The organism is Micromonospora sp. NPDC049175 (genome assembly GCF_043197345.1).
Lineage (GTDB): Bacteria > Actinomycetota > Actinomycetes > Mycobacteriales > Micromonosporaceae > Micromonospora.
Genome location: NZ_JBICSY010000007.1, coordinates 220,879 through 240,946, shown reverse-complemented (window position 1 = coordinate 240,946; position 20,068 = coordinate 220,879). Strand labels below are relative to the sequence as shown.

17 protein-coding genes and 1 pseudogene are annotated in these 20,068 nt (G+C 71.7%); 6 read left to right on the top strand and 12 right to left on the bottom strand.

From position 1 onward, the window contains the following. Positions 1–65 precede the first annotated feature (65 nt). Positions 66–710: a hypothetical protein gene (locus ACGFH8_RS27070; protein ID WP_393372280.1), complete on the top strand. Its 645-nt coding sequence runs from the start codon at positions 66–68 to the stop codon at positions 708–710. A gap of 54 nt (positions 711–764) precedes the next feature. On the opposite strand, the gene ACGFH8_RS27065 is transcribed toward ACGFH8_RS27070, so the two are convergent. From ACGFH8_RS27065 to ACGFH8_RS27025, 9 genes are all read right to left on the bottom strand, one after another. Beyond that, on the bottom strand, positions 765–1,694 hold the full coding sequence (locus tag ACGFH8_RS27065; protein ID WP_393372278.1) for an endonuclease/exonuclease/phosphatase family protein: 930 nt from the start codon (positions 1,692–1,694) through the stop codon (positions 765–767). 79 nt (positions 1,695–1,773) lie between these two features. Then, positions 1,774–4,392 (bottom strand): valine--tRNA ligase, encoded by a 2,619-nt coding sequence (gene valS, locus ACGFH8_RS27060; RefSeq protein WP_393372276.1) that lies wholly within the window; start codon positions 4,390–4,392, stop codon positions 1,774–1,776. A gap of 56 nt (positions 4,393–4,448) precedes the next feature. Beyond that, positions 4,449–6,329 (bottom strand): ABC transporter ATP-binding protein, encoded by a 1,881-nt coding sequence (locus ACGFH8_RS27055; protein WP_393372273.1) that lies wholly within the window; start codon positions 6,327–6,329, stop codon positions 4,449–4,451. Next, the gene (locus ACGFH8_RS27050) at positions 6,326–8,182 is read right to left on the bottom strand and encodes an ABC transporter ATP-binding protein (protein ID WP_393372272.1); all 1,857 of its coding nucleotides are present in this window, start codon (positions 8,180–8,182) and stop codon (positions 6,326–6,328) included. Before ACGFH8_RS27050 ends, ACGFH8_RS27055 begins: the two co-directional genes overlap by 4 nt. Positions 8,183–8,218: 36 nt before the next feature. Next, positions 8,219–8,728, bottom strand: a complete 510-nt coding sequence (locus tag ACGFH8_RS27045) for a methylated-DNA--[protein]-cysteine S-methyltransferase (protein WP_393372269.1) — start codon at positions 8,726–8,728, stop codon at positions 8,219–8,221. Then, positions 8,725–10,254, bottom strand: a complete 1,530-nt coding sequence (locus ACGFH8_RS27040; protein WP_393372267.1) for a DNA-3-methyladenine glycosylase 2 family protein — start codon at positions 10,252–10,254, stop codon at positions 8,725–8,727. Before ACGFH8_RS27040 ends, ACGFH8_RS27045 begins: the two co-directional genes overlap by 4 nt. A 78-nt stretch (positions 10,255–10,332) precedes the next feature. Beyond that, the gene (locus ACGFH8_RS27035) at positions 10,333–11,802 is read right to left on the bottom strand and encodes an FAD-binding oxidoreductase (RefSeq protein ID WP_393372265.1); all 1,470 of its coding nucleotides are present in this window, start codon (positions 11,800–11,802) and stop codon (positions 10,333–10,335) included. A gap of 310 nt (positions 11,803–12,112) precedes the next feature. After that, entirely contained in the window at positions 12,113–12,652 is a 540-nt protein-coding gene (locus ACGFH8_RS27030) for a hypothetical protein (RefSeq protein WP_393372262.1), read from the bottom strand. Beyond that, positions 12,649–13,158 carry a SigE family RNA polymerase sigma factor gene (locus ACGFH8_RS27025; protein ID WP_393372259.1) on the bottom strand — a complete coding sequence of 170 codons (510 nt, stop codon included), beginning with the start codon at positions 13,156–13,158 and terminating at the stop codon, positions 12,649–12,651. Before ACGFH8_RS27025 ends, ACGFH8_RS27030 begins: the two co-directional genes overlap by 4 nt. Positions 13,159–13,298: 140 nt before the next feature. Here ACGFH8_RS27025 and ACGFH8_RS27020 point away from each other — a divergent pair. Beyond that, positions 13,299–13,775, top strand: a pseudogene (locus tag ACGFH8_RS27020) (hypothetical protein); the annotation flags it as partial. A 182-nt stretch (positions 13,776–13,957) separates the two neighbouring features. Continuing rightward, positions 13,958–14,692 carry a Type 1 glutamine amidotransferase-like domain-containing protein gene (locus ACGFH8_RS27015; protein WP_393372256.1) on the top strand — a complete coding sequence of 245 codons (735 nt, stop codon included), beginning with the start codon at positions 13,958–13,960 and terminating at the stop codon, positions 14,690–14,692. A gap of 60 nt (positions 14,693–14,752) precedes the next feature. Here the strand turns inward: ACGFH8_RS27015 and ACGFH8_RS27010 are convergent, their stop codons facing one another. After that, a complete protein-coding gene (locus ACGFH8_RS27010) occupies positions 14,753–15,322 on the bottom strand; it encodes an exonuclease (RefSeq protein ID WP_393372253.1) in 570 nt (189 codons plus the stop codon). Between the two features lie 96 nt (positions 15,323–15,418). On the opposite strand from ACGFH8_RS27010, the gene ychF reads away from it, so the two are divergent. The 3 genes from ychF (at position 15,419) to ACGFH8_RS26995 (ending at position 17,966) form a co-directional block, all read left to right on the top strand. Next, positions 15,419–16,504 carry a redox-regulated ATPase YchF gene (ychF, locus tag ACGFH8_RS27005; protein WP_393372250.1) on the top strand — a complete coding sequence of 362 codons (1,086 nt, stop codon included), beginning with the start codon at positions 15,419–15,421 and terminating at the stop codon, positions 16,502–16,504. Positions 16,505–16,539: 35 nt separating this feature from the next. Next, the gene (locus tag ACGFH8_RS27000) at positions 16,540–17,166 is read left to right on the top strand and encodes a hypothetical protein (RefSeq protein ID WP_393372248.1); all 627 of its coding nucleotides are present in this window, start codon (positions 16,540–16,542) and stop codon (positions 17,164–17,166) included. A gap of 182 nt (positions 17,167–17,348) precedes the next feature. Next, positions 17,349–17,966, top strand: coding sequence for a DUF2625 family protein (locus ACGFH8_RS26995; RefSeq protein ID WP_393372245.1), 618 nt, complete (start codon positions 17,349–17,351; stop codon positions 17,964–17,966). A gap of 138 nt (positions 17,967–18,104) precedes the next feature. Here ACGFH8_RS26995 and ACGFH8_RS26990 read toward each other — a convergent pair whose 3' ends face one another. Continuing rightward, positions 18,105–18,764 carry a response regulator gene (locus ACGFH8_RS26990; RefSeq protein WP_393372243.1) on the bottom strand — a complete coding sequence of 220 codons (660 nt, stop codon included), beginning with the start codon at positions 18,762–18,764 and terminating at the stop codon, positions 18,105–18,107. Beyond that, positions 18,748–19,932 (bottom strand): sensor histidine kinase, encoded by a 1,185-nt coding sequence (locus ACGFH8_RS26985; protein WP_393372240.1) that lies wholly within the window; start codon positions 19,930–19,932, stop codon positions 18,748–18,750. Before ACGFH8_RS26985 ends, ACGFH8_RS26990 begins: the two co-directional genes overlap by 17 nt. Positions 19,933–20,068 lie beyond the last annotated feature (136 nt).

Below are 20,068 nucleotides of genomic sequence, written 5' to 3'. Positions count from 1 at the left end.
CCACCCCTCGGCGGTAGGGCTGGCCGGATGGACCGGCTGGGCCCTGTCGGGCCAGGCTGTTGGGTGTGAGCGTCGAAGCGGAGCGGACGTCGTTGGCTGAGCCGTACTCCCGGAGCAGTCGGCCGTGGCTGACCAGCCTGGCTGTTGCCGGGCTGGCCTGCGCCACGGTCGCCACGGCTGCCCAGGGCAGCGGCCAGTTCCACTGGTGGGCCGTGTTCATCCTGATCCCGGCCGCGTTGATCGCGGCCAGCGGCGGCCCGTTGCTGGCCCGGGGCGGTGGCCGGGCCTTCGGCGGTTACATGCTCGCCTGCGTCGGCACCCTGGTGTTCGCGGTGGGCGCGCTGCTGATGTTCGGCGTCATGGGGCGGGGTTGGCCGCTGATGGTGGTGCTGCCCTGCCTGGCGGTCGCCGGCACCTACGGTTGGCGGGCGGCCCACCCGCTGGCCCGGGGCCTGCACCGGGCGGTGGCCCTGCTCGCGCTCACCGGCGCGCTGCTCGGGGTGACCCTGCAACTGATCCGGGTCGACCTGATCGAGTTGGAGACCGGCTGGTGGGGGGCGTTCCTGATGCTGGCCGGGGCCATCGTGCTGGGCAACGCGGGCGAGCTGACCCGACACCGGATGCCGTACCGCCTGCAGGCGATCACCCTGCTCGTCGGTCCCGCGGTTGTCGCGTTCCTGCTCGGGCTGCGCTTCCTGCGCGGCTGGTGACGGCCGGTCCGCCGCCGCCGAAGGGGGGTGAGCGGCGGCGGACCGGTCACCTGATCAGGCGGTCACGGAGACGGTGACAGTGCCGATGACGATCCGGTGATCCGAACAGGGGCCGCCGCAGGTGGTCGAGATGGCGAGCGAGTCGCCGCTGTACGACCCGGCGATCCGGTCGTTGCGAACGAAGATCAGGTCGATCTTCTTGCCCTGGCCGCAGAGCCCCTCGGTGTTGCCGTCGTAGACGGTGGTCTCGCCGTACCCGGGGCAGCGGCTGTCGGTGTCGTCGAGCTCCCGGTAGGCGCCGGTGTTGGCGCCGTTGTTCGGCGTGTTCAGAGTGGTCGAGTACCAGGAGTCGAGCCGTCCGTAGTGCGGCTGGGCGTTGAAGTCACCCGCGATCAGGACGGTGTCACCGTTGGCGGCGAAACTGTCGATCCTGCCGCGTACCTCGTCCAACTGGGTCACGTTGATGTTCTTGCCGTTGATCACCGCATTCGACGGCGTGATGTGGGTGGTGCAGAACCGCAGGTGTGGGCGCGCTTCGAGCGGGGCGCAGAGCAGCTTGCGTCGCTCGCTGGTGCCGTCCGCGGCCAACGCGTAGCGGTTGGCCGCCCCGAGGGGTGCCCGGCTGAAGAGGGCCACCCCGAACGGTTCACCGCCACACGCGGTCTCGCTGTGCGCCTCGAACCGGGAGAAGTTGGTGTCGTCCTGCGGCCAGCCGGACGCGAGCAGGTTCGCCTGGACGGCCTTGTACTGGCTCCAACAGAGCTCGTTCAGCGCCGCGAAGTTGGCGGCCCGGTTCCGGATGGAGTCCGCGAGGGCCGGGATGAGGCCGTCGTTGGTGACGCCTCGGTGGATTGTCCAGCCGGCGACGTTCCACGTCCAACCGGTGTAGGTGGCGGTGACCGTCGCCGCCTGGGCGGGTCCGGCCAGGCCGACGGCGAGGAGTAGCCCGGCCGTGAGCCCGGCGACGAGTGTACGAATGCGCATGATCCCCGTACTCACTGTGCTGGATGATGGCCCGTGATCATCGCATCGGTCAGCGAGACCGTCCAGCACCCGTACCGGGTCAGAAGGCGCAGGCGATGACCAGCTCCGGGGTGCGGTCGGGGAGCAGGTCGAGTTTGTCGATCCGGCCGGCCGCCCGGAGGTCGTCGGCGACCAGGGTGAGCTGCTCCAGGAGGGCCGCCGGGCCGAGCGCCTCGGCCAGCGGCACCTCCGCCTTCATCGACAGCTTCCGCTCCGACTTGGCCCGCCGCACCTGGCTCAACGCATCGCCGGCGAGCCGCAACAGCGCCGGGTCACCCGACCCCTCGATCGACCGGGCCACCTCGTAGGTGGTGGGCCACGTCGCGCGGTGCACCGACCCGTACCGCCACCACGACCAGACCTCCTCGGTCACGTAGGGCAGCACCGGGGCGAACAGTCGTAGCTGCACCGAGAGCGCCGAGGCCAGCGCCGCCCGCGCCGAGTCGCCGGCCGCGCCGGTGGCGTACGCCCGCTCCTTGACCAACTCGATGTAGTCGTCGCAGAACCGCCAGAAGAACGCCTCGGCCGCCTGCAACGCGGCCGTGTGGTCGTACGCGTCGAGGGCGGTGCTCGCGGCGGTGACCACGGTGGTCAGCTCGGCGAGCATGGCCCGGTCCAGTGGCGTGGTCACGGGGGCGCGCAGCGCGTCCGCCGCCCCCAGCCCGAGCGCGAACTTGGACGCGTTCAGCAGCTTGGTGGCCAGTCGGCGGCCGATCTTGATCTGCGCCGGGTCGAAGGCCAGGTCCGTGCCGGGCTTGCCACTGGCCGCCCAGTAGCGCACCGCGTCCGAGCCGTGCTGCTCCAACAGGGCCAGCGGGGTGACCACGTTGCCCTTGGACTTGGCCATCTTCTTGCGGTCCGGGTCGAGGATCCAGCCCGACAGCACGGTGTCCCGCCAGGGCAGGACCCCGTGCTCGAAATGCGAACGGACCACGGTGTCGAACAGCCAGGTCCGGATGATCTCCTGCCCCTGCGGGCGGAGGTCCATCGGAAAGACCTGCGCGAACAGCTCCGGGTCGGTCTCCCAGCCACCGACGATCTGCGGGGTCAGCGACGAGGTGGCCCAGGTGTCCAGCACGTCCGGATCACCGATGAAACCGCCGGGTCGGCCGCGCTGCGACTCGTCGTAGCCGGGCGCCGGGTCACTGGATGGGTCGACCGGCAGCGCGGACTCGTCCGGCGTGAGAGGGTGGGACCAGTCCGGCTCGCCAGTGTTGTCGAGCCGGTACCACACCGGCACCGGCACCCCGAAGAAGCGCTGCCGACTGACCAGCCAGTCGCCGGTCAGGCCACCCACCCAGTTGTCGTAGCGGTGCTTCATGTGCGCCGGCACCCAGTGCAACTCCTCGCCCCGGGCCAGCAGTGTGGCCCGCAGGTCCGCGTCCCGGCCGCCGTTGCGCAGATACCACTGTCGAGTCGAGACGATCTCCAGTGGGCGGTCGCCGCGCTCGTAGAACTTGACCGGATGGGTGATCGGACGGGGCTCGCCGACCAGGTCGCCCGCGTCGGCAAGCATCCCGACGATCTCCCGGCGGGCGCCGTTGACGGTCTGCCCGGCCAACGCCGCGTACGGCGGAGCCGGCACCCCGTCCGGCGGCTCCGGAAGCAGCCGGCCGTCGCGGCCGATGACCACCCGGGTGTCGAGGTCGAGATCCCGCCACCAGGTCACGTCGCTCAGGTCGCCGAACGTGCAGACCATCGCGATGCCGGTGCCCTTGCCCGGTTCGGCGAGCGGGTGGGCGCGCACCGGCACCTCGACGCCGAACAGCGGGCTGCGCACCGTCGTGCCCACCAGGTCGGCGTACCGCTCGTCGTCGGGGTGACAGACCAACGCCACGCAGGCGGGCAACAGCTCCGGCCGGGTGGTGTCGATCTGCACCTCCCGCCCGCCCGGCCCGGCGAACCGCAGCCGGTGGTAGGCGCCGGGGCGCTCCCGGTCCTCCAACTCGGCCTGGGCGACGGCGGTGGCGAAGCCGACGTCCCAGAGCGTCGGCGCCTCCGACTGGTACGCCTCGCCGCGCAGCAGGTTACGCACGAACGCCCGCTGACTTGTGGTCCGGGCGATCCGACCGATCGTGGTGTAGGTCAACGACCAGTCCACCGAGAGCCCGAGCCGTCGCCACAGCGACTCGAAGGCCTGCTCGTCGGTGACCGTCAGCCGTTCGCACAGCTCGATGAAGTTGCGCCGGGAGAGCGGGGTGGGGTCGCGGCGGGCCGCGTCGTCGACAGGAGTCGCCGGTGGCCGCCACACCGGGTCGTACGCCAGTGCCGGATCGCAGCGCACCCCGTAGACGTTCTGCACGCGACGCTCGGTGGGTAGGCCGTTGTCGTCCCAGCCCATCGGGTAGAAGACGGTCTTGCCGCGCATCCGCTGGTAACGCGCGACGATGTCGGTGTGCGTGTACGAGTACACGTGCCCCATGTGCAACTCGCCCGATACGGTCGGCGGTGGCGTGTCGATGGCGTACACGTCCTTACTACGACCATTCCGGCTCGGCGCGTCTGACGCCGCGCCGGGACCCGGAACGGTCGCCTTCTTCGAGCGGTCGAACGCGTACGTGCCCTTCTCTTGCCAGTGGCGTGCCCAGCTTTCCTCGAGCCCGTCCAGGGTCGGACGCTCGGGGACGCCGGCGCGGGCCGTCCTCGCCGTATCGGTCATGCTGCGATCGTAGGCACCGCCGGGGGGTCGGGCCACGCAGTTGTGGGATCGCTGGTTCAGATCAGCGAGTCGCGCCACTGCCGGTGCAGGGCCGCGTACCGGCCGCCGGCCTCGGCCAGCACGGCGGGTGGGCCGTCCTCGACGATCTTCCCGCCGTCGAGGACGAGCACCCGGTCGGCGGTCTCCACCGTGGAGAGTCGGTGCGCGATCACCAGGGCGGTGCGGTCGCGCAGGATGGTGCCGAGTGCGCGCTGCACCAGCCGTTCGGTCGGTACGTCAAGCGACGACGTCGCCTCGTCCAGGATCAGCACGGCCGGGTCGGCCAGGAACGCCCGCGCGAACGCGACGAGTTGGCGCTGTCCGGCGGAGAGCCGGCCGCCGCGCCGGTGCACCTGGGTGGCGTACCCCTCGGGCAGGGCGGCGATGAAGTCGTGCGCGCCGATCGCCCGCGCGGCGGCCTGGACCGTCTCGTCGTCCGCGCTCGGGCGGCCGAACCTGATGTTCTCCGCGACGGTCCCACTGAACAGGTGGTTCTCCTGCGTCACCAACGCCACGGCGCGGCGCAGGTCGGCGTCGCCGACGTCGCGCAGGTCGACCCCGTCGAGCCGGACCGTGCCGCTGTCCGGGTCGTGGAAACGGGCGACGAGTTTGGCGATCGTCGACTTGCCCGCGCCGGTCGGCCCGATCAGCGCCACCGTCTGTCCGGCCGACACGGTCAGCTCCAGCCCGCCGAGGATCGGGGTGCCGGCCCGGTATCCGAAGGAGACCGCCCGGAAGCTCACCTCGCCGCGACCGGGCCCGGTCGGCAGCGGTGTGGGCCGGGCCGGCTCGGCGACGGCCGGCCGCTCGTCGAGCACCCCGGCCAGCTTCTCCAACGCCGCCGTGGCCGACTGTAGGGAGTTGTAGAACTGGCTCAGCTCCTGCATCGGCTCGAAGAAGCGACGCAGGTAGAGCAGGAACGCGGCGAGCACACCGACCTCGGTCTGGCCGTCGAGCACCCGCCACCCGCCGTAGCAGAGCACCGCAGCCACGGTGACGTTGCCGATCAGCTTGATCGCCGGGGAGTACGTGGCGATCAGGCGGAACGTGTGCAGGCTGCTCCGCCGGTAGTCGTCGCCGAGCGCCACGAAGATCCGTTGGTTGCGCGGTTCCCGGCGGAACGCCTGCACCGCCCGGATGCCCCGCATCGACTCGACGAAGTGCACGATGACGAGCGCGACCGCGTCCCGGGTCCGCCGGTACGCGCTCGCCGACGACCTGGCGAACCAGCGGGAGAGCACGAACAGGAACGGAAAGGCGAGCAGTGTCACGGCGGCCAGCGGCAGGTCCAGCCAGAGCAGGATGGCGGCCACCGACAGCATCGACAGCCCGGCCATCACCAGGTTGTCGATGCCACCGTCGACGAGTTCGGCGATCGAGTCCAGGTCACTTGTGAGCCGGGAGACCATCCGGCCGGAGGTGTACCGCTCGTGGAAGCCGACGGACAACCGCAGGAAGTGCCCGAAAACCCGCTGCCGCAGGTCGAGCAGGACGGCCTGGCCGATCCGGGCGGAGAGGGTGAGGAACCCGCGCCGGGCAGCGTACTCGGTGAGCGAGGCGACCACGAACGCCCCGGCGACGGCGACCAGCGGGACGGCGTCACCGGCGCGCAGCGGCGCGATGGCCCGGTCGATGCCGATCATGACCAGGTACGGGCCGGCCATCGCGGCGGCGTTCTGGGTCAGCAGCAGGCCGACCGCTGCGGCGAGTCGTCTCCGGTGTGGTCGGAGCTGGTCGGCGAGCAGGGCCCGGCTGAGCCGGCGCAGCCGGGCCACCGCCTCGGGTGCGGTGTCCTCGGCTCGGCTCCGGTCCGCCTCCGGGTCCGTGGCCGTCCCGCGCCAGCGGGTCAGCTCCGGTTGTTCCTCGGGCGGTGGTTCGGCCTGCTTCGGCACTGTCACGAGCGCACCAGCCCCCAACCGTCGGAGGGGAACGGGCTCGGGCCGGCGGTCTCCGCCGCCGGCGGCTGCCCGGTGGGTGGTTCGGCGGCCAGCAGCGCCCGGTACGCCGGAACCGTCGCCAGCAGGTCGGAGTGCCGGCCCACGGCGGTGATCCGCCCGTCTTCGAGCAGCGCGACCCGGTCGGCCAGGGAGATCGTCGAAGGCCGGTGCACCACGAGCAGCGCGGTGCTGTTGCGCAGGACCTGCCGCAGGGCCGCCTCCACAAGCGCCTCGGTGTGCACGTCGAGAGCGGACAGCGGGTCGTCGAGCACCAGCACCGCCGGTCGGCCGAGCACGGCCCGCGCCAACGCGAGCCGCTGACGCTGCCCGCCGGAGAGGGAGATCCCCTGCTCACCGACCCGGGTGGCCAATCCCCACGGCAGGTCGTACGCGAAGTCGGCCTGGGCCAGCGCGAGGGCCGCGCGGACGTCGTCGTCGCCGGCGTCCGGGTGCCCCAGGGTGAGGTTCTCCCGCACCGACATGGAGAAGAGCGTGGGCTCCTCGAACGCCACCCCGACCAGTCGGCGCAGCGAGGCCAGCCGCAGTTCACGCAGGTCGTGACCGTCCAGGGTGATCCGGCCCGCGGTCACCTCGTGCAGCCGGGGCACCAGCGAGAGCAGCGTGCTCTTGCCGGAGCCGGTGGCGCCGACCAGGGCGAGCGTCTCGCCCGGCTCGACGACCAGGTCGATCTCGCGCAGCACCGGCGCGGTGGCGCCCGGGTAGCTGAACGAGACCCGCTCGATGCGGAGCCGGCCGTGCACCGCGTCCCGGGGCAGCGCGAGCGCGCCGGGGGAGTCCACGATCTGGGGTGGGGTGTCCAGCACCTCCTGGAGCCGGTCGGCGGCGGTGGCGGCCTCCTGACCGTTGGCGATGATCCAACCCAGCGACTGCACCGGCCAGATGAGCATCAGTTGGAGGCTGACGAACGCGACAAGCTCGCCGATGGTGAGCGAGCCCTTCGCGGCGGCGGCCGCACCGGCCACCAGCACCACGCCCAGTGTCACGTTGGGCACCAGGTCGAGCAACGCCGAGGTGTTGGCCAGCAGCCGCGCCTTGCCGACGCCCGTGTCGTGCAGCCGCTGCGCCCCGACGCCGAAGCGGGCGGCCAGTTCCGGCCCCCGGCCGTACGCCTTCATGGTGCGCAGGCCCTGCGCGGTCTCCTCGACCAGGGTCGCCACGTCGCCCTGCTGGTCCTGCATCCGCCGGGACGCGGCGTGGTAGTGCCGCCCGAACCGGCGGCTGATCAGCAGCAGCGGCACCGAGCTGGCCGCGACCAGCGCACCGAGCATCGGGTGCAGGTTGACCAGGAGCACGACCACGACCACGTAGGTGGTCAGGTTGAGCACCAGGAAGAACACGCCGAAGGAGAGGAACCGGCGGATCACCGACAGGTCGCTGGTGATCCTGGACAGCAACTGGCCGGACTGCCAGCGGTCGTGGAAGCTTGTCGCCAACCGTTGCAGGTGGGCGTAGACGTCGGCGCGCAGCGCCGCCTCCATGCCCACCGCCGAGGAGGACTGCACCCACCGGCGGATGAAGATGAGCACCGCCTCGACCACACCGAGCAGCAGTGCCAGGCCGCCGAGCTGGAACAGCCCGGCCGGTTCGTGTCGGGCCACCGGCCCGTCCACCACCCGCTGCACGACGAGCGGTACGGCGATCCCGGCGGCCGTGCCCGCGAGGCCCGCGACGAGCAGCCAGGCGAACTCGGCGGCGTACGGGCGCAGGTAGGGGCGTAGCCGCCAGAGGTTGTGCAACGGGTGCCGGGGCGCGGCGACCGGGGTGGCCGGGTCGCCGTCGCTCCGCAGAGGCATACCAGACGGTAGCGTCAATGGCGGGCGACGCCGGTGTCAGCTTGCTGTCAGGCGCCGCTCATGACCGAGAAGCCACTTCTTCACGTCCAGCCCCCAGCGGTATCCGCCGAGCGTGCCGTCGGTGCGCAGCACCCGGTGGCAGGGCACGAACAGTGCCGCCGCGTTGCGGGCGCAGGCGGCCGCCGCGGCCCGCACCGCCGGTGGCCGACCGGCCAGCACGGCGTACCCGGTGTAGGTGACCGGGGCACCGGGCGGCACCTCGCGCAGCACCTGCCAGGCGTGCGCCATGAACTCCCCGCCGGTGCGTTGGCGGACCGGCACCGCGTCGATCGCGTCGAGGTCACCGTCCAGGTAGGAGTGGACCGCCGCGGTGACCGGGCCGAGGTCGGCCCGTTGGCGCACCGGCGCCCGCAGGGTCGGGTGGATCAGGGGCAGCAGCGCCGCCGGGTCCGGTGTGAAGCCGGCTGCCCGTACGTCGCCGTCCGGGCCGGCGAGGATGCTCAACGGGCCGGCCGGTGTGCTCAGTACGGTGCTGTCGATGCTCATGCCGCTCTCCAGAGTCTCATCGTTGCGTAGGACCGCCAGGGACGCCATCGGTCGGCGTACCCGTCGAGGGTTGTCGGGTTGTCGGGCAGGCCGAGCGCGGCGGCGCCGCGCCGGACCGCGAGGTCGGTGCTGAGCAGGATGTCCGGGTCGCCGAAGGCGCGCATGGCAAGGTAGTTGGCGGTCCACGGCCCGACACCAGGCAGCGCGAGCAACCCCCGAGTGGCCGACACCCGATCCACCGAAGCCGCCAGGTCGACGGACCCGTCAAGAACCGCGAGAGCCAACCCCCGAAGGGTCTCCCGCCGCCCGGCCGGCATCCCGAACCCGGAATCCGGCACCGCCAACAACTCCTCCGGACTCAAAAACCCCCGGAGCCCCCCGGCCCCGCCCCCTGCGCCCCGTCGCCCGCCCCCTGCGCCCCGTTGATCATGAGGTTGGCCTGGGGTTCGATCTCCAATCGCCAGGTCAACCTCATGATCGACCTGATCGGAAGCGTGGGTGGTGAGGAGGCGGGTTAGGGTTTTTTGGGCGGCTTTTAGGGAGATCTGTTGGCCGATGATGGCGCGGACTGCCATTTCGAAGCCGTCTACCGCTCGGGGGACGCGGATTCCTGGTTCGGCTGCGACTAGGGGGGCTAGCGCCGGGTCGGCGGCCAGCGTGGCGTCGATGGCGGCCGGGTCCGCGTCCAGGTCGAGCAGCCGACGGCACCGGGCCACCGCGGGCGCCAGGTCGCGCAGGTCGGTCAACCGCAGCGTCGCCGCCACGTGCCCGGCCGCCGGGGTCAGCGCCACCTCGCCGGTGCCGTGGGGCAACCGCAGACCCCTGTGGTACGTCCCGTCGCGAACCTCGTCCACCCCGGGCAGCGCCCGCGTCGCGAAGAAGTCCAGCAGCGCCTGGGCGTGCAACGGCGGACGGTACGCCAGCCGCAGCGCGATGGTCCCCGCACCGGCCGGCGTCCGCTGACCGCCGCGCGCCGTCCGCAGGTCGGACGGGGCACTCGCGTACACCTCGCGGAGCGTGTCGTTGAACTGCCGGACGCTGCCGAAGCCGGCGGCGAACGCGATCTCGGCCATCCCGAGGTCGGTGGTCTCGATCAGGATCCGCGCGGTCTGTGCCCGCTGGGCCCGGGCCAGGGCGAGCGGCCCGGCGCCCATCTCGGCGCTCAGCATCCGGTGCAGGTGCCGCTCGGTGTAGCCCAGACGAGAGGCCAACCCGGGTACGCCGTCCCGGTCGACCACGCCGTCGGCGATCAGCCGCATCGCCCGGCCGACCACGTCCGCGCGGACGTCCCACAGGGGTGAGCCCGGCGCGGCGTCCGGCCGGCAGCGGCGGCAGGCGCGCAGCCCGACACCCTGTGCGGCGGCAGCGGACGGAAAGAAACGGACGTTCTGCCGCTTGGGGGTGATCGCCGGGCAGGACGGCCGGCAGTAGATGCCGGTGGACGTCACGCCGGTGTAGAACCAGCCGTCGAACCGCTGGTCACGACTGTCCACGGCCCGGTAACACCGCTCGAAGTCCAGCTCCATGTCACCGATGATGCCCCGCTCGACCCGCCATCGCTGGCGGGAATCGGACCTCGGCGTGCCGGTGAGCAGGGGCCTCCGTCAGCGGGGGCGGCGACGTCGTCGATGCGGTTGACCGGCCGAGGTGGGCTGGCCGGATCGGGTGGGCTGGCCGGAACGGTGCGGCTGGGCGGAACGGCTGGGCTGGGCGGCGCGGCTCGGCTGGGCGGCGCGGTGCGGCTGGGCGGCGCGGTGCGGCTGACCGGTCAGCAGGGCCGACCGGAACACGCCGTCCGGGTCGTACCGCTTCCACAGCCGGCGTACCCGGATCCCGGTCTCGCCCGGGTAGATCCGGGCGAACGCGGCCGGGTCCGGTCGGCCCTCGAAGTTGACGTATGCGCCGTCGGCCCGCGCCCCGACGGTCCGCCAGGCGGTGTCCAACGCCGGCCCACCCCGCGGCGGGAACACCGAGGCGATGACAAGCGTGTCCTGGTGGCGGTGGGCGTACGCGGTCGCGTCGGATGCCACGTCGTTGACCGCGCCCCCCAGCGAGCGGAGCTGGACCACGGCCCGCCCCGGCCCGGTCACCGCCCGCTGCACGGCCCGCGCGCCGGCGTCGTCAAGCCCGGTGAACAGACCGTTCGTGGTCGTGCCGCGCTGCTGCCCGACGTTGGGGCTCAGGTGCGCGGTCGGCACCAACGTCGGGTAGGGCAGCAGGTCGGTGCGGTGTTCGAGCACCTTGCCGATGGCGAGCAGCGGCTCCACCACGGGTCGGGCTCGGCGCAGGCTCTCGGCGGCCACCACGGCGGTGATGGACATGAGGGCCGAGCGCCCCTCGGCGTACACCACGGCCGCCGCGGACAACTCCCGTGGGGCCTGCGCGAGGTAGGCCACCCACTCCCGGATGGTGCGCCCGTCCGGATGCGCCTCGACGATCAGTTGCGTCACGCCGACGTTGCGCTGCTCGACCGCCTCGATCTCGAAGGCCACCACGATCCCGGCTCCGGCTCCGGCGCCCCGGACCAGCCAGAACAGGTCCGGTTCGTGGGTGGCGTCGGCGCGGACCAGCGTCCCGTCGGCGAGCACCACCTCGACCGCGCGGACGCGGTCGAGGGTGAGACCGTGGGCGCGGACCAGCCAGCCCACACCGCCGCCGGTGGCCAGGCCGCCGACGCCGACGCCGCCGTAGTCACCCGAGCTGATCACCAGGCCGTACGGCGCCAACGCCTTCGCGACGTTCGCCCAGCGGGCCCCGGCCTCGACCCGGACCAGTCCGGCCCGCTCGTCGAGCACCTGCACCCGGTTGAGCATGGACAGGTCGATGACCACGCCACCGTTGTTGGAGGAGGTCCCGGAGAAGCCGTGCCCGCCGCTGCGGACGGAGATCGGGAGCCGCTGCTCCCGCGCGTAGCGCAGCGCGTCGATCACCTGTGCGGTGGTCTTCGGCAGCAGGACGGCGGCCGGCGACGCCGTGGTGGTGTACGTGGAGCGCAGTTGCGCGTACCGGCGGTCGCCGGGTGTGACGATCTGCCCGGTCAGCGAGGTGGGGACCCGGGGCATCGTGGTGCTCATCGTCGCCCCCGCGGCTGGCACGTCGGGTGTCCGGGATCGGTCATGCGCCCAAGGATGGGCGGGCTCACCGGCCTCGGCAAACCCGGTGGGCCGGCGCCCGCCGTTTCCGGTGACGCGCGGCGCTCGCCGGTGCGGGGAGGGGCCGCGTGGACGTGACCGGCATCTCCGCGGCCGGATCGCCGTCAGCCGCTCGGCTGACCGGCGCTGGCCCTCGTCCTGCGACCAGAGGATCGAGCGGTGGGCCGCCGGAGCCGCCGGCGGTTGACCGGTCAGGTCAGGGCGAGGAGGCCGCCGACCTGACCGATCCTGCTCAGCGCGGCACAGTCGAGCCGGTCATCGGCTGGCCCGGCACGCCGGGCGCGGTCACCGGCGAGGGCTCGCTGGGCACGTCACGCTTGGATGGATCACGGGGCACCCCAGGAGCAGCGGGGGCACCGGGCGCACCAGGGGCACCGGGCGTACCGGCGGCGTCGCCGGGGGCACCGGGCTCGCCGGGTGCAGCGGGCTCGCCGGGCGCGCTCGGCCGCGTCGGCGGGTCCTGCTTCGCGCCGCCCGGACTCGGTACGGTCGTCGGCGCGGACTGGTCGGGCGCGGGCGGACCGGGCACGGCCGCCGGGCCCGCCGGGCTGGGGGCGGCCGGTGGAGCCTCGTCCGAGCCGGTCGAGGCGAGAGCGAGCGGAGTGGCGATGAGGATCGCCGCGAGGGTGCCGACCGCCCCCATCGTCACCGTGGCGCGGCGCCTGTTGCGCACCCGCCGTTCCGCCCCGTTCAACTGGTCATGCACGATCGGTGCCTCCTCGGCGAGGTCGGTGAGGGTGGAGCGGATGAGGTGCTCGAAGGGATCGGTCATCGCCGTACCTCCAGCATTTCGACCTCCGGCAGCAGTTCGCGCAGACGAGTGACCGCCCGGTGGGTACGGCTGCGTACCGTGCCCACGGAACAGCCGAGCAGTTCGGCGACCCGGGCTTCGGGCAGATCCTCGTAGTAGCGCAGGACCACCACCGCCCGCTGTGCCGGTGGTAGGTGGCGCAGTGCGGCGCGCATCGCCAACCGCACGTCGGAGCCGCCGCTCGGGTCGGCGCCGACCGGTTCGTCCGCCGGATTGAGCGGCGTCTCCCGCCATCGGCGCAGTCGTCGCCACCAGCTGATCTGCTCGCGGTACATCACCGCGCGGAGGTACCCCTCGGGATCGGCGTGTCGGATCGATCCCCACTTCGGGATGGTCCGTGCCAGTGCCGACTGGAACAGGTCCTCGGCGGCGTTGCGGTCGCCGGTCAGCAGGTACGCGACACGCATCAGCGCCGGCGTCCGGCTGCCGACGAACTCGGCCAGCCGAGCACGCTCGTCCTCGTCCACCCACCACCCCCGTTTCGTTGTCACAGATACAGACGCCCCAGGTCATCGTCGCTATCCGCGATCCCACGGGTTTTTCCGGCCCGGAAGTGTCGGTCGTGCCGGGTAGCGTCCGGCCACCAACTCAAGAAGGGGTGCGGCGGATGACGAGCGTGGCGGGTTGGGCGGCGGCGTCGACACCTGGCACATTTCCGCCACTGCCCCGCGCGGTGGCGCAGGCCTTCTACCGCCGGATGCGGGCCGTCGCGCCCGCCGCCCGCGGCGCGATCGACCGGGACCGGACGACCGACCCCGAGCAGACCTTCACCGACACCGCCTGCGGTCGGCTGGTCGGCTCGCTTGACGACGCGGGCCTGCGGGCGCTCGGCATGTGGACGCACCACTGGTGCATGCGCTTCTACGACGACGACACCCGGGTCGGCCGGAGGTTGGTCCGCGAGATAGCCGCCCGGCCAGGGCTGGGCTGGACGGCCGACGAGGTGCGCTGGATGCTGCGCGAGTCGATCTCTGCCGGTCCGGCCGCCGCCGACCGGTTCACCCTGCCCCGCGCCGCCGCGGCCCAACTGCCCCCGGCCGACCGGCCGCTCGACGAGCTGCCCCCGGCCGACCGGCCGCTCGACGAGCTGCCCCCGGCCGACCGGCCGCTCGACGAGCTGCCCCCGGGCCTCCGGCCCGAGGCCCGGGTGCCCCGACAGCGCCACGGCAACTGACCTCGTCGGCCGACCGGCCTCGCCGGGTTCGACGGTGTGCCGTCAGCCGGCTGCGGCAGGATGGACGCCGCACCCCGACGGAAGGACGCCCGATGCCCGCCAGCACACCGACCATCCTCGCCACCAGCATGGGCTTCTTCCGGGGCAACCGGGGCCCGACTGACCTGCGCCCCAGCCCGGTCTTCGAGCTGGCGGCCGAGCTGGCCGAGGCGGGTTCGCAGCCGCGGGTCTGCTACCTCGGGCAGGCCGTCGGGGACCACCCCGTCGTGTTGAGCGCCGTCTACGGCGCGTTCGCCAAGACCCGGTTCCGGCTGTCGCACCTCGCCCTGTTCCCGATGCCGAACATCGAGGACGTCCGTGCCCACCTGCTCGCCCAGGACGTGATCTGGGTCGACGGCGGCAGCGTGGCCAACCTGGTCGCCGTCTGGCGGGTGCACGGGCTCGACGAGATCCTGCGCGAGTGCTGGCAGGCCGGCGTGGTGCTGGCCGGGGTCTCGGCGGGCTCGATCTGCTGGCATGTCGGCGGTGCCACCGACAGCTTCGGCCCCCGGCTGCGCGGCTTCACCGACGGCCTGGCCTGGCTGCCGTACGGCAACGGGGTGCACTACGACAGCGAGGGGCAGCGGCGCCCGCTCATGCACGAGCTGGTCGGCAACGGGACGCTGCCGACCAGCCACTGCACCGACGACGGGGTCGGCCTGGTCTACCGGGGCACCCAGTTGGTCGAGGCGGTCGCGGACCGCGAGGGCGTCTCGGCGTACGAGGTCAGCCGGGGCGCGGACGGCACCGTCCAGGAGGTGGTGATCGCCCCGCGCCTGCTCGGCTGAGCGCCGAGGCCGATCACGCCTGCTCGCCGAGGTCTGTCACGCCTGCTCGCCCGGGGCCGGTCACGCCTGCTCGTCGGATTGGCGGCGGCGGAGCACCGCGTCGAAGACCTGCGCCAGTTCGGCGGCGTCCTCCCCGGCGTGGTGGGTGTGCGGCACGTCGTGCAGGCCCAGCTCGTGCTTGATCTTGCCCTTGCGGGTCTGGACCCACTCGCTGCCGGTCAGCCCCATCCAGTAGCTGCGCAGGTCGACACCCGAGCCGGTGGCGCCGAACGGGCTGTGGCCGACGAAGCGGACGAAGTACCAGTGCACGAACATGCCGTCCCAGACGGCGGGGGCGGCGAGGAAGACCGGGCGGCCGATCCGGCGCAGCCCGTTGACCCAGGCCGCCGCCGCGGTCATCGCCTCCTGCGCGGTGGGCGCCTCCCGCAACAGGCGGTCCCGGTCCAGGCCGGAGACGGCAAGTGCCGCCGGCACGAAGTCGTCGGAGATGGGGCGCAGCTCGGTGTAGAAGGACAGGTCCGGGTGTCCGGCCACGGCCATACCCAGCGAGATCATGCTGTACGGCCCGGGGATCGGCCCGTCCGCCTCCACATCGACGGCGATGTACAGCTCGGGCAACGTCGAGGTCATCCCACCTCCCACAGCGAGACATCGAGTTCGGCAGAGTAACAACGCTTGCCGGGTCGCGTCGCGACATAAACCGCGCGCCGCGTAAGCTGGCTGGTCGTGAGTCTTTCCATCGGCATCGTCGGCCTGCCCAACGTCGGCAAGAGCACGCTGTTCAACGCGTTGACCAAGAACGACGTGCTGGCGGCGAACTACCCGTTCGCCACCATCGAGCCCAACGTCGGCGTGGTCGGGCTTCCGGACGAGCGGCTGGGCAAGCTGGCCGAGATCTTCTCCTCGCAGAAGGTGCTGCCTGCTCCGGTGTCGTTCGTCGACATCGCCGGCCTGGTCCGTGGCGCGTCGAAGGGGCAGGGTCGGGGCAACGCCTTCCTGGCGAACATCCGCGACGCCTCGGCGATCTGCCAGGTGGTCCGAGCCTTCTCCGACCCCAACGTGGTGCACGTCGACGGCAAGATCTCCCCGGCCGACGACATCGAGACGATCAACACCGAGCTGATCCTCGCCGACCTGCAGACCCTGGACAAGGCGCTGCCCCGGTTGGAGAAGGAAGCCAAGCTCCGCAAGGACCGGCTCGCCGCGGTCGCCGCCGCGAAGGCCGCGATCGAGGTGCTCGACGGCGGCACCACCCTCTACTCCGGGGCCGCCGCCGCCAAGATCGAGCTGGAGCACCTGCGCGAGCTGCACCTGCTCACCACCAAGCCCTTCCTGTACGTCTTCAACGTCGACGAGGCCGAGCTGGCCAACGAGGCGTTCCTCGACGAACTGCGGGCCCTGGTCGCCCCCGCCGAGGCCGTCTTCATGGACGCGAAGATCGAATCCGAGCTGGTGGACCTCCCCGAGGACGAGGCCCGCGAGCTGCTGGAGTCGATCGGGCAGAACGAGCCCGGCCTCAACCAGCTCGTCCGGGTCGGCTTCCGCACGCTCGGCCTGCAGACGTACCTCACGGCCGGCCCCAAGGAAGCACGCGCCTGGACCGTCCCGGTCGGCGCCACCGCGCCGGAGGCCGCGGGTGTCATCCACAGCGACTTCCAGCGCGGCTTCATCAAGGCCGAGGTGGTCTCCTACCACGACCTGGTCGAGCACGGTTCGATGGCGGCGGCCAAGGCGGCGGGCAAGGTCCGCATCGAGGGCAAGGAGTACGTCATGCAGGACGGCGACGTGGTGGAGTTCCGCTTCAACGTCTGATGCCGCTCCAACGTCTGCTGCCTAGCGTTCGCCTCATGGTGAAGCTGAGGGCGTTGGTGACGCGCTGGCACTCTGACGACTTTCCCGGCTGGGTCGAGGTCTCCGTTCGCGACGCTCACGGGCGGAACCACCGCATCGTGGAGAAGGTCCCCGCCATTACGTCGCTGAATATGACGGCCGATTCATCTTTCCCCATTGGATTCTGGATCGAGGCCGAGATCGAAAGCGTCGATGGCGGTGAGATGGGCGTGACGCTGCCGGACGGGATCGCGACGACGGAGGGTAAGCGGAACCTTGCGGTCGTCTCGGCCGAGTTTGACCAGGGTCGCTACCGCCATGACCGTCAATGGCTCGATCAAGCGGTCCACGAGCTTCCGGTCGGTGTGCTCTGGGGCGCCGATGGCGCAACGCCCGCACAGTGCGCCGAGATGATGGACGGCTTGGACGAATTCGCTCATCTCTGCGCTCGCCTCGGGCTTGAGGACCACTCCGAGTTCATCGAGGCCTGCCGGTGGCACTTCGACCACTACCCGCACTACCTGGGCCGCCATCGACATTTCGCGGACTACGCGACGTACATCCGTGATCGGCGAGGGCCGTTACGGGTCCCAGCACCGCCGAGCCCAGACTGGCTACGGCGTCCCGGCCCCACGGCATCCTGACGTTGCTTGACGACGCGATGAGCGCCGCGCCGTCGCGCAAGATCACGCAACATCATGGTTGTAGTGGTGTCGGCGCATCGGTGATGCCACTACAACCTGGTTTCAGCGTGACCTTGACGGCGGTGGGCCCCCAACCCCGGTCTCTCTTGGAGCGCGGACGTGACCCCTGGGAGGCTGAGCGCGTGGAACGGTCTGCGTGGTCGGAGATCTTGGCGCTGGTTGGAGCGGCTCCGTATCCGGTGGAGGTGCTGGCGGCGGATCCTGAGCGGGCGGCAGCCTGCCTGGCAGCCTTGGGAATTACGACCAGGTCGTGGCTCGGGGCGGTGGTGGCCAACAGTGGCGGGCTGCTGATCGATCACGGTTGGCTTCGGGTGCTCGGTGGTGGGCACGATGGGCTGCCGGAGGTAGCGGCCGAGATGGCCCGTGGGGCTGCTCGTCTGGTGGTCGCTTTCGATGTGATGGGCGGGCGGTTCGCGTGGTTGCCGGCGCAGCCGGGCGTGAAGCCGACGGTGCACTACTTCGGCCCGGAGGATCTGACTTGGCAGGATCTTGAGCTTGGGTATGGCGACTGGCTGGAGGCGATGCTCGCAGGTGCGATGACCAAGTTCTATGAGGGCTTGCGGTGGCCGGGCTGGGAAGCCGAGGTGGCCAGCGTCGCCTTGGACCACGGGATCCACACGTTGCCGCCACCCTGGACCAGGGAGGGCAAGGATCTCTCGGCGGTGTCCCGCAAGCCCATCCGGTTTGCTGAACTCGTCTCGGTTCACCAGGAGTTCGCGCGTCAACTCGGCTTTCTATAGATCATCGCCCCGATTCTGCCTCACCACCTGCCAGGACAGCCGCAAAACGGCCTGGATCGAGAGGTGCGGAAGTAAGCCGCCCGCGCGGCTCATGAGTGAGCCCGCCCTGCGGCGGCTTCCGTGAAACGTCGCGCGTACTCAGTCGAGCGCTCCGGCCTGGTGGGCGAGAATCGCCGCCTGGACGCGGTTGGTCAGGCCCAGCTTCGCCAGTATCCGGCTGATGTGGGTCTTCACCGTCGCCTCGCTCATGTAGAGCGTGGCCGCGATCGCGGTGTTGGACAGGCCGCCGCCGACGGCGATCAGGACTTCTCGTTCTCTCTCGGTGAGCACCGTGAGTCGCTGTTCGGCGTTGTTGCGCCGGTCGAGAGTCGGACCGGAGAACTGCCGGAGCAGTCTGCGGGTCACCCTTGGGGAGATCATCGCGTCACCGCGCGCCGCGCTCCGTACCGCGTTGATCATGTCCTCGGCGGAGGCGTCCTTCAGCAGGAAGCCGACGGCACCGTGGCGAAGCGCCGTGTGCACGTACTCGTCGAGGTCGAACGTGGTGAGCACGACGACGTGTGGCGGCCGGTCGAGTCGGGTGATCTGCTCGGTCGCGGTCAGCCCGTCGGTCCGCGGCATGCGGATGTCCATGAGGACGACGTCGGGCCGGAGCGTCCGGGCGAGTTCGACCGCCTGGGCCCCGTCGGACGCCTCTCCGACCACAGTGATGTCCGGGGCCGCGTCGAGGATGGTGTGCAGCGTCGAGCGCACCATCCACTCGTCGTCGACGATCAACGTCCTAGTCGGTGCGCTCATTGTCCTTCCCGGGTGCGATCGGTACCTCGGCGGCCAGGCTGAATCCCCCGTCGGGTGTGGGACCGGAGGTCAGTTTTCCGCCGATCAGGTGGACGCGTTCGGCCAGGCCGAGGAGCCCGTGGCCGCCGACGGGCAGGGGCGGGGTGGTGCCCGGCCGTCCGCGCCCATTGCTGATCGTCACCCGAAGCGACTGCGGTGTCTGCCGGACGCGTATCCGGGTTCGGGCGCCTGGCGCGTGCTTGTGCACGTTGGTCAGGGACTCCTGCACGATGCGGTAGGCGGCGTGCTCGATGAGCAGCGGTAGGCGTTCACCTGTCACGTTCTCCACCTCCAGGGTGACCGGTACGCCGAGCCGGCGGGAATCTTCGACGAGCGCGTCCAGATCGGTCAGGCCGGGCTGCGGGGCCAGCGGCGCGTCGTCATCGCCGCGAAGGATTCCCACCAGGGCGCGCAGTTCGGCGAGCGCCTCCCGCCCGATAGCTCCGATCTGTCGTCCCCGGGCCACGGCGTCCCCGCCCCTGGCCGACTCCAGTGCCGTGGCCTGCAGCACGATCACCGCCACCCGGTGGGCGACGACGTCGTGCATGTCGCGAGCGATGTGGGCCCGCTCGTCGCTTCGGGCCTGGGCCACCCGCTGGTGCTGCTCGCGTTCGAGGCGCTCGGCCCGTTCCCGCATGCGTTCGACAAGCTCGCGCCGGGTGCCGACGTAGAGGCCGAGCAACGCCGGCGCGACGCACACCGCAACGGTGACCGGGATCGCCCCGTCGGCACCCGCGTACCGCCAGATCGGGATGCCGATCAGGACCACCGAGACCAGGACGCTGGCGGCGACCTTGGGCCACGCCGTGGTGCGCTCGGCCAGCGTGTAGAGCGCGAGCACGACCGCCACCTGGGCCGACACGAGGAAGGTCGCCGCCAGGGAGCCGGCCAGCAGGAGCGTCGGGGCCTGGCGCCGCCGCCAGGTCAGCAGCCCGAGCGCGAGGCCGAGGGGGATGCCGAGCCAGAGCGGAGGAAGGCGGGGGCCGAAGCCGGCGATGGTGGGGCCGAAGAAGTCCACCCCGAACTCCCCGGTCGCCACGAACACCGCCATGGCGAACGCCGCCACCGCGTCGATCACCGGGCGGTGGCGGAACCAGCGCACCACCTGAACCAGGAGACGCGACGTCATGATGGTGCCAGCGTAGGGCCGACCGACAGGCGCAGGCGTCGGTCGAAAGTTGTACGCCACCCCCGTTGATCATCGCCGATGGACTGAACCGTTCTATCGGATCCGCCGACGCACCGAGCTGCCCGCCCCGGCGAGG